This window comes from Sphingobacterium sp. PCS056 (assembly GCF_023273895.1).
In the GTDB taxonomy this organism is placed as follows: Bacteria; Bacteroidota; Bacteroidia; order Sphingobacteriales; family Sphingobacteriaceae; genus Sphingobacterium.
On record NZ_CP096883.1, the window covers coordinates 836,669 to 853,742 of the forward strand.

The window sequence follows — 17,074 nt, forward strand, 5'->3', positions numbered from 1 at the left end:
TAAGTGGAAAATAAGATACGCAACCCAATTTTAATACCGGAGCTGCAAGATCTCTTGACTTTCACCCTGTGTGATCATATTAGACAGGATTATCGACCATCAATCTTTGCCAATCAAAAAATAAGAACATAAAGACTTTACATATTATAATTATAAACAATGAGCAAAATACTTGTAACAGGCGGAACAGGATATATTGGTTCGCATACAGTTGTTGAATTGCATAACGCAGGATATACACCGGTTATCATTGACAACTTATCTAATTCTAGCATCAAAATGTTAGACCAAATTGAAAAAATAATCGGCGTAAAACCTGAATTTCACCAATTTGACCTATGTGATGAGGCAAAAGTCTTAGAATTTGTTAAGAATAATACAGACATCAGCGGTATTATCCACTTTGCGGCATCAAAAGCTGTCGGAGAATCCGTTCAAAATCCTTTAAAATATTACCGCAATAACTTCTTTTCTCTGATCAACATATTAGAGGCATACCGTCAAAAAACAGTCAACTTTGTATTTTCTTCAAGTTGTACAGTATATGGTGAACCCGATTACCTTCCTGTTGATGAAGCAGCTCCAATCAAAAAAGCAGCCTCACCCTACGGCAATACCAAACAAATTGCAGAAGAAATTTTGGAAGAAACAGCCCATGCCTATGACAATTTTAATATTATTGCGTTACGCTACTTCAATCCAGTTGGAGCACACGAATCTGCATTAATTGGAGAATTGCCCCTAGGAGTTCCACAAAACCTACTTCCTTTCATTACGCAAACCGCCATCGGTAAGCGTGAAAAATTAACCGTATTTGGAAATGACTTTGATACTAAAGATGGTTTCTGTGTACGCGACTTTATTCACGTTGTTGACTTGGCGAAAGCACACGTTGCTGCAATTAAATTATTAGAAAAAGGTAATCCAAAAGGAAAATATGACGTTTTTAACGTGGGAACAGGTAAAGGATATTCCGTGTTAGAAGCAATAAAAGCTTTTGAAGAAGCTTCAGGACAAAAACTAAACTACGAAGTTGGTCCGCGCCGTGAAGGAGATATCGTAAAAGTATATGGTGATGCCACCAAATCAACCAATGAATTACATTGGACAGCACAGTTAGGCATTTTTGAGATGATGGACAGTGCTTGGAAATGGGAAAAATACCTCAAGGAAAACCCGATCGTTTAATCGAATAAATAAGAGCTAACATGAAAGTTAGCTCTTATTTATTCAATAGATTAAAGTAAGCATCTAGCCCTAAGAAACAGACCTTTAGTTGTCGTGAAAAAATCGCAAATTATAATTTCAAATTTGTAGACAGCATCGTATATCGTTCTTCCCCGATTTTCTTTTTCAATCTTTGTTTAGCCTTTTTGACAGCATCTTCGGTCACACCCAATATATTCGAAATCTCCGTATTTTTTAAACCCAGCTTGCCTAAAAAAATAAATCTTAAATTTGACTCCGTCAGTTCAGGATATTGACTTAACAGATCATTATAAAAATGAGGGTATTCTTTAATAAAAGCTTCCTTAAATAAGTTCCACTTATCTTCAGTCATTAAATGTGATTCCAATAACGCCTGTAACTGCCCCCTTTCATGCTCAATAGCAGAAAAAGAGGTTTGATTCACCCGTTCGATCTCCTCCTTTAGATTAGCAATATATTCGTTCTTTTCTCTGAGGTAAACGGTAAAGGAAGATAAGTTATTATTGGCCTCCATTAATTTCTGATCCGAAAGATACTTTTCCATTTGCAAGCCCAATACATGTCTTTCATAGATCACTCTTCGTACTTTAAGTTTTCTAGTAAACAAAAAATAAAGGCTGATGGATAAAGCCAACAGCAGAGCAATAACGATACTGTATGCCCTTTTTTTAAATAATTCTTTCTCAAATTGCTCGCGACTCAATTCGATCCGATGGATATACTTTTGCTTGTCAGCAAGCCACTTTAACTGTTGTAATTTCTCATCACTATTCCATAACTGTAAACTATCGTTGAGCTGAATCAATCTCCGTCTTGCCAACAATTCACGATGATCATCATGTCGCTTCACTGCAATAGCCAAACGTACCTCTGTAATTTCTTTCTCTGACCTTTTCAGATATACTTTTGTAGAAGCATACATAGCAGCACGGTTAATGGCATTTTCCGCTTCTGTCAATTTCCCTTCATCAATATATACCTTTGCTAGCAATATATAAGCATACATGGTATTTTGCTTGCTCCCATACCGCTCCGAATAAACAATATCCTCCAATAATAAATCAACAGCCTTCTTCAAGTCTCCTCGCCCCCAGTAAATGACCGCCTGGTTACCTAGTGCTTTACCTAGCCGGACATAATCGCCCGTCTCCTTAGATAGTGCCTCCACCTCTTTAAAATAACGAAATGCTGTCACCGTATCCGCTTGCTTCAAATAAGCCATGCCCAATCCATCAAGAATACTACTCATCGCATTTGACTTTGGATGTGCATGTTTGCGGGCAAGATTTAAGTATATCATACTCGCTTCAGCATCGCCAATAGTACCGAAAAAATAAGCCATATTTCGTATTGAAATCTCGGGATTTGGAGATTTATTTAAAGAAACTTGTGGTAAAAAATTGCGCGCTTCTAAGAAAATAGGAAACGCCGCAGTAATATCTCGGAAATCATAAAGATAAAATCCATAGTTCACTTTCATCCAAAACTCTAACTCTTTATCCTTATTACGGATTGATCTTTTGATTGCGGAAAGGTAGAGACTTTTGCTTCTATCATTGGGAGCATCATATGCCTTTGCGATCCCATCTGCGAGCATATAATCATAAACAATGAGTAAGGAAGCGTCATTGTACACTTGAGCATAAGATAAGATCGGATTCAAATAATGCTTGAGAGCAACCGTATCTTTTCCAAAATCTCGCTCTTGTTTAATCAAATATTCAATTCTACTCTTACTTGAAAACAACTCTTCCATTCTGATTGAATCAGCAAAAGTTGTCTGAAAGAGAATCACCGTAAAGAAGAATAAATTAAACAGTTTCAAAATCAGCAAAAGGTTAATAAACTTGTAGATGTTTAGCGACAAATATAGTAGTTTTTAGATGTAGTTTATCAGGAACTTTCATTAAAAAATTGTTAAAAACAGAACGAATATATATGAATGATTTTTTGAGTATAAAACGTTGCTTTTTCGCCTATGGCAATACCTTTTTTAAACAAAATCTAGGAAAAAACAATTACATAAATTGAATTTTATAAGACCGGATTTTCTACTATTTAACACACTTAAAAAATCTCTTTTTTATGGCACATCACGATTTCACAAGACCATATCTTTAGACATCCTAAAGTCTGATTGAATAATGACTCTAGATATATAATCATCGTAAATTTAATCCCATCAACTTTCATCAGCAATTGGATTCGGAACAATGCAATTTAACCACAATCACCTATTATAGAGATATTTAAAGAGTAATACTTTCTAAAAGAGCACCTATCAAAAATCCAAAATAATAAAGGAAGGTACCGTTTTGATTTTTTTTAGCCTAAATTTTCCCCTATCTTTAAATCATGTCCATTCATCAAGATCCAGAATTAAAAAAGGCTGTCCTCAACCTTCCATTAAAAGAAAAAGATAAGTTGTTACTGCGATTGATCAGTAAAGACAAAATGTTAATCAAACAACTGCATTTCCAATTGTTAGAAGATGAGTCTGACTTGGAAGACCGTATCGAAAATTTGAGAAAACAACTCCAACAACTTTTTGATATAGGAGCATCTCATATATTCAACACGCCAAATATGAGTAATTTCATTGGACTTAGTAAATTGGTCAAACAGGCAAGTGGTATGGTCAACGAGCATGAAAAAATTACAAAGCATAAATTGAGCGAAGTAGAATTCCGCATTTATATTTTAGAAAGAGCCATCCTCGGTTACCCCAGTCTGTTTGGTTCATCCTATCAATCTGCAGCCCATAAACTTCAAAAGTACTTAGCAGGAAGAATAAAACATGCTGTATCTAAATACGAAAAGATTCACGAAGATCATCAATTCGATTATAGAGATCACTTTCAAGAAATTCTTGATACAGCCAATAATACAGCAATAAAGGATTATATAAAAGTATTAAATGTCAATACAAATTTATAGAAGTTAGACAGCAAAGTCCGAGATGGGATCGACATACTATCAAAACATCAAACATCCGGGATCACCTCAAATTGAGAACAGCTCGATCCCAGATCTCCATTAAGTTATAGAATATGACATAATTTGATTCAAAAATAGCACAGCACTAGAAGCCAAAATTTGATACATCGAGCTCGTTTACTTGATTTATTTTTCAGATTCGCAGCATATAGCAGCAGCTAATTTTGTAAGAAGCCATCATTTTAAGTAAATTCGCAATATTCCAAATTAGTGAACGCGTGGGAATTAAAGAAATTATAGAAAAATACGGTCAAAGTGAGCTAACACAAACTTTGACTAAAGCGATACAAGCTAAAAATCCAAAAGTCCAGTTAAAAGGTCTTATCGGTTCATCAGATGCCGTTGTGGCGGTGGCGAGTTATACCTTACAAGAACGTCCCTATCTTTTTATCCTTCCGACACATGAAGATGCTTCCTATTTCTTAAGCGACCTCGAAAGTCTCTTGGATAAACAAGTTTTGTTTTTTCCGGCTTCTTACCGTAAACCATTTGACTTCACACAACTCGATGCGACACACGTTCTGCAACGTGCAGAAACATTAAATGTATTAAATCATGCTTCTGAGCTTCCAAAAATGGTGGTTACCTATCCCGAAGCAATAGCTGAGAAAGTCATTAACAGAAGTGATCTGGAGAAAAACACCTTAGAAATAACTGAAAAATCAAAACTCAGTATCGATTTTATTAATGAATTTCTATTTGAATATGATTTCGATCGCGTAGATTTTGTTTACGAACCCGGGCAATACGCCATCAGAGGTGGAATTGTAGACATCTTCTCCTTTTCCAATGATCTTCCTTATCGTATTGAATTCTTTGGAGATGACATCGAAAGTATCAGAACATTTGAAATTGAATCCCAATTGTCGGTAGCAAAAATCCATAAAGTTACCATAGTTCCAAATGTGCAGGCTAAATTTCTTTCGGCACAAAATATATCCCTATTAGAGTATATTGACAAAGATGCAGTGATCTGGGTAAAGGATGTCCAATTTACATTGGATACCATAAAAGATGGGAATAAAAAGGCAACTGAATTTTGGAAGGCTTTGTCTGAGAAAGAGAAGAAAGATAATTCAGAGTGGATAAATCCAGCATATGGATTCTCAGACGAAAAAAACTTCAATGCCTTGCTCTTTGATTTTCCAATTGTAGAGTTCGGAAAACAGTTCTTTTATAAGCCCGATACAACGATCAAATTTGATATCCATCCGCAGCCCTCGTTCAATAAAGATTTCAATCTACTGATCCATAATTTCAAAGAAAACGAAAAAAATAAAATTGAAAATTTAATTTTTTCTGATTCCCCGAAACAGATCGAAAGAATCTATAAAATTTTAGAAGACCTGGACAAAACGGTTTCTTTCATCCCTATTCATAAAGGATTTCGCGAAGGATTTAGAGACGACAATGTCAAATTAGCCTGTTATACCGACCATCAAGTTTTTGATCGGTATTATAAGTATAAACGTAAAAAAGGCTACGAAAAAAGCCAAGCAATCACCTTAAAAGATTTACGCGATCTCAAACCAGGGGACTACATCACCCACATTGATCATGGTGTCGGCAAATATGCCGGTCTAGAAAAAGTCGAAGTCAACGGAAAATCTCAAGAGATGATTCGGTTGAGCTATGCCGACAATGACCTGCTATATGTCAATATCAACTCATTAAATCGGATTTCCAAATATTCAGGAAAAGAAGGTTCGATTCCGAAAATGAATAAACTGGGAACAGATGTATGGGATAAACTTAAGAAAACAACAAAAAAGAAAGTCAAAGATATCGCCCGCGACTTGATCATGCTCTATGCAAAGCGTAAAGCACAAACAGGGACTGCCTTTAGCCCCGACAGTTATCTTCAAAATGAGCTAGAAGCTTCCTTTATCTATGAAGATACACCAGATCAAGAAAAAGCGACCGCAGATGTCAAGCGCGATATGGAGTCGCCACATCCGATGGATCGACTCGTCTGTGGTGATGTTGGTTTCGGAAAAACAGAAATTGCTATCCGTGCAGCATTTAAAGCTGTTGCAGACAGCAAGCAAGTTGCGGTTCTGGTACCCACCACGATTCTTGCTCATCAACATTTCCGGACTTTTACCGAACGTCTTAAGGATCTTCCTTGCACCATCGATTATATCAATAGATTCAAAACAGCAAAACAAATTAAAGAAACCTTAGCCAAATTAGCCGAAGGCAAAATTGATATCATCATCGGCACCCACAGATTGGTAAGTAAAGATGTCAAATTCAAAGATTTGGGATTAATGATTATCGATGAAGAACAAAAATTTGGTGTTTCGGTAAAAGAGAAATTAAAACTATTGCGTGCCAATGTAGATTCTTTGACATTAACGGCAACGCCTATACCCCGTACTTTACACTTCTCCCTAATGGGAGCCCGAGATCTAAGTTTAATCAATACACCGCCTCCCAATCGTCAACCTGTACAAACAGAATTACATGTGTTCAATGAAACATTGATACAAGAAGCAGTATCCTTTGAACTCGAACGTGGCGGGCAAGTATTCTTCATCCATAACCGTGTAGCCGATCTTAAACAGCTCGGCGCTATGATCCAAAAATTAGTGCCCAATGCTCGTGTCGGCATCGCACATGGGCAACTTGAAGGTGATGATCTGGAAGATGTCATGTTGAAATTTATCAATCATGATTTTGATGTTTTGGTTGCCACGACCATCATTGAAGCAGGATTAGATATTCCAAATGCAAACACCATCATCATCAACCATGCGCACATGTTTGGTTTGAGTGACCTCCACCAAATGCGTGGACGTGTGGGGCGCTCGAATAAAAAATCATTCTGTTATCTATTAAGTCCACCTTTATCAACGTTAACTTCCGAAGCGTATAAACGCTTGTCTGCTATTGAAGAATTCTCCGAGCTTGGGGCAGGATTTAATGTTGCTATGCGAGATTTGGATATCCGTGGGTCTGGTAATTTATTAGGCGGAGAGCAGTCAGGTTTTATAGCCGAAATTGGTTTTGAAATGTATCATAAAATTCTTGATGAAGCGATCCAAGAATTAAAAGAAGATGAATTCTCAGAAGTATTTGCTGATGATAAAGACCATAAATATGTTTCATTCACACAGATCGACACCGATATGGAAGTATTGATTCCTGATGAATATGTGACGAATATCAGTGAACGCTATAATCTGTACACTGAAATATCGAAACTTGACAATGAGGATCAATTGACTGATTTTGCAGTATCGCTCGAAGATCGATTTGGTCCGATACCACATGAAGTTTTTGAATTATTTAATACTTTACGCTTACAGTGGTTTGGAAAACAGATTGGATTTGAGAAGATATCTTATAAGAAAAATACGCTTAAAGGTTATTTTGTCAATAATCCAAAGTCAGCTTATTTCGAATCCGACCAATTTGGAAAAGTGTTGGCATTTGTCCAGCAACATCCCGAAATCAGTAATCTAAAAGAAATCAAAAAGCAACTGCGATTGGCATTGAGTAATGTCAATAGCATTAGCTACGCGTTAAAACTTTTAAAAGAAATGGTTTAGCATATAAATCAGCAACAGGTTTATCATAAAAAAAGGTTTCTATTTTAATCATAGAAACCTTTTTTTATTCGAAGTAGATTTTACAAAACCGATGTACCATCATCTGTCTTCACCTGAATAACAGTCAATTCTTTACCAAATTTTGAGAAATATTGCGGCGATACTTGAGCAATAAATTGCGCAACAAAATCATCTTTAACAATATTAATCGTACATCCACCAAAACCACCTCCCATTTGTCGAGCTCCTAATACCTCAGCAAATTGTTTAGTAAAATCTACCAGATAATCTGATTCATCACAACTGACTTCATATTCTTGACTCAATCCATGGTGTGAGGCTAATAAATTTTGACCCAATGCGATCAGATTTCCAGCCTTCAAATGTTCACAAGCCTCATGTACACGCTCACTTTCTTCGACCACAAATCTTGTTTTTGTATAGACCTCGGCATCTTTACCTTTGACCATTTCATCCAACATAGCCACTGAAACATCACGCATATTGACAACATCTGGATATTTTTCCTTAATCCAATCAATTGCTTTTTTACATTGCTCCACACGTTTATTATAAGCGGTATCACCCAATGCGTGCTTCACATTTGTATTCAACAAAATAATGGTATATCCATCTAAAATTAGAGGAACATATTCATACGCTAAAGACCGACAATCTAGTTTCAGAACATGGTCTTTCTTCCCAAAAGTAGAAGCAAATTGATCCATGATACCACATTTAACACCAGCATAAGTATGCTCCGCCAATTGACCGATCTTAGGTATTTCCAAACGTTCTATATGCAATTCAAAAAGTTCACTTAAGGCCAATGTTGTCGCACACTCAACAGCTGCAGAAGAAGATAATCCTGCTCCCAAAGGTACATCACCATCAATATAAAGATTAAATCCCCCAACGTTCAGCCCCCTCTTCTGGATTTGATCCACCACTCCCAGAATATAATTTGGCCATTGTAGATCTGAAGGAGCAATGCGATTTAATTCAACTTCATATGTAGCCTTATAATCTTCAGCATACAAAGAAATCAAATCATCGTTCCTTTTCGAAACAGCAATATAAACAGCTTTATCAATAGCTGCCGGCAATACAAAACCATCATTATAATCGGTATGTTCACCAATAATATTAATTCTGCCCGGGGAGCGTACAATAATAGGTTCTTCTTGAAAAATAGATTTAAATTTATTTTGTATGGATTCTTTTGTGATCATTTTTTATACGTTTTTATAATGGGTCGTAGAACAGTTTCTTAGTTGTTGAGCAGCAAATTCAGGAGTAATATCACGTTGCGGATTTGCAAGCATTTCGTAGCCTACCATAAATTTTTTAACAGTAGCTGATCGTAATAAGGGTGGGTAAAAATGCATATGCCAGTGCCATTCTGGAAAGTCACCACTATTTACCGGCGCTTGGTGCATACCCGCCGAATACGGAAAAGATGTGTTAAAAAGATTATCATAACGGGTAGTCAACAACTTCAAAATTGCCGCCAGATCTTCTTTTTCCTTTTCCGAAAAAGCGACGATATTCTGTATCGCTCTTTTACTCACAATCATTGTTTCATATGGCCAAGAAGCCCAAAAAGGAACCAACGCTACAAAAGAGTCATTCTCTTCAATAATACGTTCTTGCTTTTTTAATTCAGCCTCCACATACGCACTTAACATCGTTTTACCATGCTGATCAAAATATTTTTTTTGATTTTTAGACTCTTTCTGAAGCTCCACGGGAACATGATTTTGCGACCATATCTGACCATGCGGATGCGGATTACTACAGCCCATTATGGAACCTTTATTTTCAAATATTTGAATATATTTTATCCAATCATATTTTGCCAAATTAACAAATTCCGCTTGCCAAACATCTACAACAGCTTTAATCGCAGGTACCGACATTTCAGGAAGCGTCAGATCATGCCGCGGTGAAAAGGCAATAACCTTACAAATACCTTTTTCAGATTCAGCAATAAAAAGTTCTTCTTCATTGATATCTGCCGTAGGTGTATCCTTTAAAAGAGCCGAAAAGTCGTTTACAAAAACAAAACTTTCCTTATAATCGGGATTAACATCGCCATCTGCCCTTTCGTTTGTTGGGCACAAATAGCACTTTGAATCATATGCTGGTCTTTGCTCTTGATTGTCATCTTCAACTTGTCCTTGCCAAGGTCTTTTACTTCGATGTGGAGATACGAGAACGCGTTCACCGGTCAGTATATTCAACCGAGTATGGGGATCCGAATTAATTTCGAATGTTTGCTGCATGGTCTTATTTCTTTTTCATAATTTAATCCTTAAAGATAGTAATTACGCTGTTAAACAGAATGGGAATATAAAAAAATAAGCACTCGAAGGAGTGCTTATTTTTTTATACTGAATAGGATTGTCGCATATGAAGTCAAATAATCATACTCGTTTATTGCTCGTAGAATACCAATAAACAATTCTATTTATACAAGACCTTTAGGATCATTTCCTTTAACGAGTTCAAAAATAGTGATTTCAGGCAAGATACCAACACGGCCCGGATATCCTAAAAACCCATAGCCCACATTCACATAAAGTTGTTTATTTTCTTTCTCTTTGTACAACCCCGCCCACTCTTTATATACATATTTAGCTGGGCTCCATTGTACATTTTTAAAACGGACACCAAACTGCATACCGTGCGTATGTCCAGCAAACATAACATCTACATCAGTATCGAGTACCTGAGCACGCCAATGTGAAGGATCATGGGAAAGAAGTAATTTAACTGCTTGCTCTTCAGTCCCTAATAAGGCTTTTTTCAAATCTCCATGCTTAGGAAATCTTCCCGTACCCCAATTCTGAACGCCGATAATCGCTAATTCCTCATGATTAACTTTTAAGATCCGATTTTCATCATTCAAAAGATCCCAACCCATTACTTTATGGGTCTGTATCAAATCTTGAAGATTCTTTCTCTTAGCGGCTGAATCTTCTTTCCCAAAATAGTAATCGCCATAATCATGATTTCCTAAAGTAGAAAATACACCTAGATCAGCCTTTACGCGTGAGAAAATATCCTGATAATCCCGCATCTCCGAAGCAACATTATTGACCAAATCACCGGTAAAGAAAATAGTATCCGGTTTTTCATTCAATAATAAATCAACTCCGCCATTAACGGCTTTTCTATTGTAAAATGAACCCGAATGCACATCTGAAATTTGACCGATCGTCATACCATGAAATGCTGCCGGTAAATTTGGTAAGTATAATTTTTGACGACGAACCCGATAATCATAAGCTCCAGAAATAATTCCCCAGCTTAAAGGGACTAATGGTGAAGCACCAACAAGAATTCCTGCTTTTGTTAAAAAATCCGAACGTGTTATCCCTTTCACAGGCTCTTCTGCTATTGGCATTTCCAATACATTAACCGCCTGTTTAACCGTTTTTTTGGGAGTAACCAATCTCGTCAACCACAATCCCCCTCTTCTTATGTCATCTAAAATAAGTACAAAGAAAAAGAAAAACTTAGAGGCTGCTGTCAGAAAAAATGCAACTAAAAAGATCGATCTTACCGTCAACGGTATATTAAACTTAAAGGATATTATAACTCCCAAAGACAATAGAATTGAATAGCTCCACCAAAGTATTGCAAAAGTTTTAGTTTTTGCAAATTTGATTTTAGTAGCCTTCAATGCAAAAAAGATATAAAAATCTAATATTAGAAGTACAAATACATTAATTATTAACATCATCGTTTATGAATTTATATTAAGCATCCAAAGCGATACGCTTTAATGCTGCAATCCATTTAGGGTCACCGTTTAGACTTTCAACAAGTTGAACCTCCTCGCCTCCTAAATGTTTAAATTCATTAGCATATTCCACGCCAATCTCGTCAATCGTTTCGATACAATCAGCAACAAACGCTGGACTAAACACTAAAAGCTTTTTCTTGCCCTGCTCCGCTAAATTCTCTAATAATGTAGATGTATAAGGCTGAATCCAAGGTTCTTTCCCTAATCTGGATTGAAAACAGATGCTATATTGATCCTTTTGCAAACCCAGTTCCTGAGCGATCGCACGTGTAGTAGCATGACATTGTGACAAATAGCAAAAAGAATTGACCGTATTTTTACAAGAATCACAACCATCTTCCGGACAAACTAACTGCTTAGTCGGATCTACTTTACCCAATTGACGCACAGGAAGCCCATGATAACTGAAGACTATGTGATCAAAACGAGCAATATCATGCTGCCTAGCGTGATCCGCGAAGGTCTCAATCATCAATGGCTCTTGACAATAGCTGCTGACAAAACTCATACTTGGCAAATAATTCCATTTACGGATCAATTCCATCACACGGTCGATAACCGACCCACTAGTTGCCGAAGCATATTGTGGAAACAAGGGAATAACACGTATAGAATCTAACATCATACCCTCCAGGTTTTTCAACGCATTTTCAATAGAAGGATTCTGATAACGCATCGCGAGCTCAACATGATATTCATCCCCCAATGATTCTTGCAATAAATCACGTTGGATGACACTGTAATGCATCAACGGAGAACCGGTTTGCTCATCCCAGATCGTTTTGTATATCTTGGCTGACTTTGGCGCACGCGTCGGAGCGATAATTCCTTTGACTAAAAGAGTCCTATTGATATAAGGAATATCAATAACTCTTCCATCCATTAAAAATTCCGTTAAATATTTTCTAACATCTGATGTTGCAGGACTATCTGGAGTCCCCAGCTGAACTAATAAAATTCCTTTGGTAGCTTTCTTACTCATTAGAAACAAAAGTAAGCAAATTACATGGTAGATAGGGCTATCTAGGACAAAATGAAATATTTATGACTTGAGATTTACAAGGATTTACAAGGTTATACTGCTTCCAAAAAAGATTTGACTTCTTGCATCAGCCACATCGGTGTAGATGTGGCCCCACATATACCCACACGATCATTTTCTTGAAATACTTGAATGTCAATTTCTCCTACTTCCGAAACAAAATAAGTATTGGAATTTTCTTTAAGACATACTTCAAAAAGCACTTTACCATTGGACGATTTTTTGCCCGAGACAAAAATAATCTTATCGTATTTTTTAGCGAAATGTACCAGATCCTCATACCGATTAGATACTTGACGACAAATGGTATCATTGGCTTTCACTTCATACCCTCTCTTGATCAATTCATCTTTGATCTGGTAAAATTTATCAACACTCTTGGTGGTCTGGCTATAAAGTGTAAAGGAAGCGGGCAAGTCTGCATCGTCCAATTCGGCAATATCTTGAAAAACCAAAGCTTCATTGTTCGTCTGTCCTTGCAGCCCAACTACTTCGGCATGGCCATGCTTTCCAAAAATCAAAATCTTCTCTTCCTGATCAAAAGAAGTTTTAATTCTATTTTGCAATTTGAGCACTACAGGACAAGATGCATCGATGAGGGTTATGTTATTTTCCAATGCGATCTTATATGTCTCAGGAGCCTCCCCATGTGCGCGAATAAGTACTTTCTCGTGCTGTAAGGTCGGCAATACATCATGGCCAATGATGCGTAATCCCTTCGCCTTAAGTCGGGCAACCTCCTCGTCATTATGGACAATATCACCCAGACAGTATAAATAACCATCTTCCTCCAGAATTTCCTCGGCCATATCTATCGCGTAGACAACACCAAAACAAAATCCCGAATCTTTATCAATATCAACTGTTAGATTTAATGCCATAATAATACAAAGTTACGCATTTCCTGATACTCCAAGAAAATACTTTTACCAAAGAAAATCAACAAGAATTGATCCATAATAATAATATAACACGCTAATCTTTCAGTTATTGGTGAAAATCATTACTTTTGCAAAAAAAATAACATTAATGGCAACTAACAGAACTTTTACGATGATCAAACCAGATGCAGTTGCAAATGGTCATATCGGCGCAATTTTGAATGATATTATTGCAGGTGGTTTCAAAATCGTAGCAATGAAATATATTCAATTGTCTACAGAAACAGCTGGTGCATTTTATGCAGTACACAAAGAGCGTCCTTTCTATGGAGAATTAGTAAACTTTATGACTTCTGGTCCTATCGTTGCTGCAATCTTAGAGAAAGACAATGCTGTTGAAGACTTCCGTACATTGATCGGTGCTACTAACCCAGCTGATGCTGCAGAAGGTACAATCCGTAACAAATATGCAAAATCTATCGATGCAAATGCAGTTCATGGATCTGATTCAGATGAGAATGCACAGATCGAAGGTGCTTTCTTCTTTTCACAATTTGAAAGATTTTAGTCCAGCACTATTCATAAAAAAGGCTTTCAATATCATGTTGAAAGCCTTTTTTTATGAACCTAGTTGATCTGATGATGCAACGATAATAAAATATGATTCGTCCCTTTGGAGGATCCCACATGCTGTCTCATATAGCCTAACTGCATACCTAAATTATTTCTTATTTTATAACCAGCACCAACATACAAGCGATTCCTATCAAATGTTTTTATATGGTCATCCTGAAAAAGATTGATAAAAACTTCATTATAAAAGGAAGCGTAAATCGTATTTTCTTGCATTTTCAGCGTTGTTAAAGGTAAGTCAGCAAAAAAGACATACCTTCCTCTGCCACGAAAATCCTGGTCTTCAATAAATCTTTCCTCCAACCTGAGTCGATGTCTCAACATGAACCTTCCAGCAGTTTGTTTAGCCAAGGCCTCTTGATAGATTCTATTTTCTCGAAACGGATTATTGGGTTCGCCTCTTGATTCCGAATGAATATAACCATAACCATTTGTGATGCTCAACCAAGGTAATACTTCGTATTGAAGCCCCAGCCTGAATAAAGTTTGATTATGATCTCCAAAAACTTGATGGTCCCGTAACTGCAATTCATGATGAATTGAAAATTTTGATTTATTGATTTTAGTATTTCCAAAATAAATAAACCAACCTTGTGGTGCTTGTTGACTATAAGCCGTAGTACAGAAGAAGCTAATAAGAAATAATAAGATGGAAGTTAAGTAGATATTCATTATTCTAAAATAAAAATATGGATTAGAATAATGAATATTTTCATGTAACAATATCCTATTGTTTTTTAAAAATCCCTTTTCGCTAGATATTCATTCTCTTTGGAAGTCATGAGCGTTTTGTCCTCAGGTTTTTTATCATAGTACCCGCATAAATGTAACACGCCGTGCATAATCACCCGATGCAATTCATCCCTACTATCTACCTTAAATTTATCGGCATTTTCAGCAATACGTTCCACACTGATAAATATATCGCCTGCGATCACCTCTTCCTCTTCCGAAGAATCAAAGGTAACCACATCAGTAAAAGTGTCATGATTCAGATACTGCTTATTGATTTCTAATAGATAAGCATCGGAGCATAAAATAAAGCTTAACTCACCCACACGTTTAAATCCCTCAGCTTTGATCGTATCCATTATCCACTGTCGGATTTTTGCCTTTTCCTTTAATTTAAAATCAATATCCTCTGTAAAGAACAGGATGTCTTTTAATGCCATATTAAAATGCTTTAGTTTCCATATATGTTTGCAAGATAAGGGTTGCTGAAATCGTATCTACCATACCTTTTTCTTGTCTTTTATTTTTTTTCTTGCCGCTTTGAGCAATCACTGCCGAAGCCATTTTTGAAGTAAATCGCTCATCCACCTCAACGATCTCAATCGTAGGATAAGTTTTCTTTAGCCGACGTACAAAACCTAAAACATGGATCGCAGATTCGGAATCCGTCCCATCCATTTGAAGCGGCTTGCCAACAACAAATGTTTCTATGCCCTCGATGCGAAGATAATCTTCTAAAAATTTCCAAACTTCGTCCGGATGCACCGTAGTCAATGCTGTTGCAATTATCTGCATGGGATCTGTTACCGCTATACCGATACGTTTTGTCCCATAATCAAAAGCCATTAATCTCATACTGACGCTCGTTTTGAATAATTTGACAAAAATACAACTTCTCTTGCAGTAAATACATTCCTGATTAATTAAAAAAATCTATAAATTTGCTAGACTTTAAATCAAATGGAATGAAATATACCCTATTCATTGGGCTTTTCTTAATTACTTCAAGTATCAAAGCAAATGCACAAGATTATCAAACACGTATTGTTCAAGATCGACAAGAGAAAGCAATAAGCTTATCCAAATCAAAATTTGGCCCACTGCCAGCAGATCAAGTCCAGTTTTTAGATTATTTTCCAGTTGACAAAGCTTATCGCGTTACTGCAGATGTCACATTATTATTGGGCGAAGAAACCTTCAAGATGCCCACATATGATGGTACCAGCAATCCTTATAAACGATATGCTATCTTAAATTTCACCTTGAATAATAAGCCCTATCAATTGACCGTTTATCAAAGTGCTGCACTATTTCAAAATCCTCAGTACAAAAACCATCTTTTCCTTCCATTTTTAGATTTAACAAATGGTCAAGAAAGCTATAGTGGTGGACGTTATATTGATTTAGCAACAACAGATATTATAGGAGGTAAAGCAACAATTGATTTTAATGCCGCATACAATCCCTATTGCGCATATAGTAACGGTTATCGTTGCCCTGTACCACCACAAGAAAACATTTTAGAGACCAAGATCATGGCTGGAGAAAAAGCATTTCATAAACAAAAAAACGAAAGACCTGTAGATATCCAGGCAGGACAAAATTTTAGTCAAGAAGATTTGGCGATCATCAATCAGGGTTCACAAACTGATCAATTAAGAGTATTACAAATTACAGATCAAAAAGATCTAAGCATATTGACCACAACGTCTTCTGACCTGAAATACAACGATCCATCGATACCAATTTTAGAAAAAAGAATGTTGATTACCGTTCAAGATCCGGCGCATGCAGGCGTTGGCATTGCTGCTCCTCAAGTAGGAATCAATAAAAACTTGATCGTGGTACAAAGATTTGATAAAGAAGGTGAACCATTTGAAAGTTATATCAACCCTAAAATCATCTGGAGATCAAAATTTACCAGAAAAGGAGTAGAAGGCTGCTTATCCATACCTGATCGCAGAGAGGAAGTATTAAGAAGCTACACCATTCGATTACAGCACATCAATAAAGATGGCAAAATAATAGAAGAAAATATTGAAGGGTTTACCGCTGTTATTTTTCAGCACGAAGTCGATCACCTATATGGCATCTTATACCCTGATCGTATTGAACAAGCTGAAAAAGAAGAATTCGAACCTTTAAGTGATAAAATGGAGTTTTATATAAAGCCAAACACGATACGTCCATAATTATAAAAGACCGTATCTGAGTC

14 protein-coding genes are annotated in these 17,074 nt (G+C 36.5%); 5 read left to right on the forward strand and 9 right to left on the reverse strand.

The window, feature by feature from the left end; genetic code table 11:
• Positions 1-159: 159 nt before the first annotated feature.
• The gene (galE, locus tag MUB18_RS03540) at positions 160-1,188 is read left to right on the forward strand and encodes a UDP-glucose 4-epimerase GalE (protein ID WP_045752453.1); all 1,029 of its coding nucleotides are present in this window, start codon (positions 160-162) and stop codon (positions 1,186-1,188) included.
• Between the two features lie 109 nt (positions 1,189-1,297).
• Here galE and MUB18_RS03545 read toward each other — a convergent pair whose 3' ends face one another.
• Positions 1,298-3,034, reverse strand: a complete 1,737-nt coding sequence (locus tag MUB18_RS03545; protein WP_248754976.1) for a hypothetical protein — start codon at positions 3,032-3,034, stop codon at positions 1,298-1,300.
• Positions 3,035-3,564: 530 nt separating this feature from the next.
• Here MUB18_RS03545 and MUB18_RS03550 point away from each other — a divergent pair.
• Both MUB18_RS03550 and mfd read left to right on the forward strand, forming a co-directional pair.
• A complete protein-coding gene (locus tag MUB18_RS03550; RefSeq protein ID WP_248754977.1) occupies positions 3,565-4,146 on the forward strand; it encodes a hypothetical protein in 582 nt (193 codons plus the stop codon).
• A gap of 278 nt (positions 4,147-4,424) precedes the next feature.
• On the forward strand, positions 4,425-7,760 hold the full coding sequence (gene mfd / locus MUB18_RS03555) for a transcription-repair coupling factor (RefSeq protein ID WP_045752455.1): 3,336 nt from the start codon (positions 4,425-4,427) through the stop codon (positions 7,758-7,760).
• An 80-nt stretch (positions 7,761-7,840) separates the two neighbouring features.
• Here mfd and galK read toward each other — a convergent pair whose 3' ends face one another.
• The 5 genes from galK to MUB18_RS03580 all read right to left on the reverse strand — a co-directional run bounded on the left by galK (position 7,841) and on the right by MUB18_RS03580 (position 13,494).
• The gene (gene galK, locus MUB18_RS03560; RefSeq protein WP_248754978.1) at positions 7,841-8,992 is read right to left on the reverse strand and encodes a galactokinase; all 1,152 of its coding nucleotides are present in this window, start codon (positions 8,990-8,992) and stop codon (positions 7,841-7,843) included.
• 3 nt (positions 8,993-8,995) lie between these two features.
• Positions 8,996-10,045, reverse strand: a complete 1,050-nt coding sequence (locus MUB18_RS03565; protein ID WP_084405267.1) for a UDP-glucose--hexose-1-phosphate uridylyltransferase — start codon at positions 10,043-10,045, stop codon at positions 8,996-8,998.
• A 185-nt stretch (positions 10,046-10,230) separates the two neighbouring features.
• Positions 10,231-11,505: a metallophosphoesterase gene (locus MUB18_RS03570; protein ID WP_411028116.1), complete on the reverse strand. Its 1,275-nt coding sequence runs from the start codon at positions 11,503-11,505 to the stop codon at positions 10,231-10,233.
• A 19-nt stretch (positions 11,506-11,524) separates the two neighbouring features.
• Positions 11,525-12,553: a ferrochelatase gene (gene hemH, locus MUB18_RS03575; RefSeq protein ID WP_045754469.1), complete on the reverse strand. Its 1,029-nt coding sequence runs from the start codon at positions 12,551-12,553 to the stop codon at positions 11,525-11,527.
• Between the two features lie 92 nt (positions 12,554-12,645).
• Entirely contained in the window at positions 12,646-13,494 is an 849-nt protein-coding gene (locus MUB18_RS03580; RefSeq protein ID WP_045754468.1) for a 4-hydroxy-3-methylbut-2-enyl diphosphate reductase, read from the reverse strand.
• A gap of 148 nt (positions 13,495-13,642) precedes the next feature.
• On the opposite strand from MUB18_RS03580, the gene MUB18_RS03585 reads away from it, so the two are divergent.
• Complete coding sequence (locus tag MUB18_RS03585; RefSeq protein WP_045754467.1) at positions 13,643-14,062, forward strand: nucleoside-diphosphate kinase; 420 nt, start codon at positions 13,643-13,645, stop codon at positions 14,060-14,062.
• 59 nt (positions 14,063-14,121) lie between these two features.
• Here the strand turns inward: MUB18_RS03585 and MUB18_RS03590 are convergent, their stop codons facing one another.
• The 3 genes from MUB18_RS03590 to ruvX all read right to left on the reverse strand — a co-directional run bounded on the left by MUB18_RS03590 (position 14,122) and on the right by ruvX (position 15,714).
• Positions 14,122-14,799 carry a DUF2490 domain-containing protein gene (locus tag MUB18_RS03590; RefSeq protein ID WP_248754980.1) on the reverse strand — a complete coding sequence of 226 codons (678 nt, stop codon included), beginning with the start codon at positions 14,797-14,799 and terminating at the stop codon, positions 14,122-14,124.
• A gap of 65 nt (positions 14,800-14,864) precedes the next feature.
• Positions 14,865-15,299: an rRNA maturation RNase YbeY gene (ybeY, locus tag MUB18_RS03595; protein ID WP_045754466.1), complete on the reverse strand. Its 435-nt coding sequence runs from the start codon at positions 15,297-15,299 to the stop codon at positions 14,865-14,867.
• Position 15,300: 1 nt separating this feature from the next.
• Positions 15,301-15,714 (reverse strand): Holliday junction resolvase RuvX, encoded by a 414-nt coding sequence (ruvX, locus tag MUB18_RS03600; RefSeq protein ID WP_045754465.1) that lies wholly within the window; start codon positions 15,712-15,714, stop codon positions 15,301-15,303.
• A gap of 110 nt (positions 15,715-15,824) precedes the next feature.
• Here ruvX and def point away from each other — a divergent pair, with 110 nt between their 5' ends.
• Positions 15,825-17,051, forward strand: coding sequence for a peptide deformylase (gene def / locus MUB18_RS03605; protein ID WP_248754981.1), 1,227 nt, complete (start codon positions 15,825-15,827; stop codon positions 17,049-17,051).
• Positions 17,052-17,074: the final 23 nt, after the last annotated feature.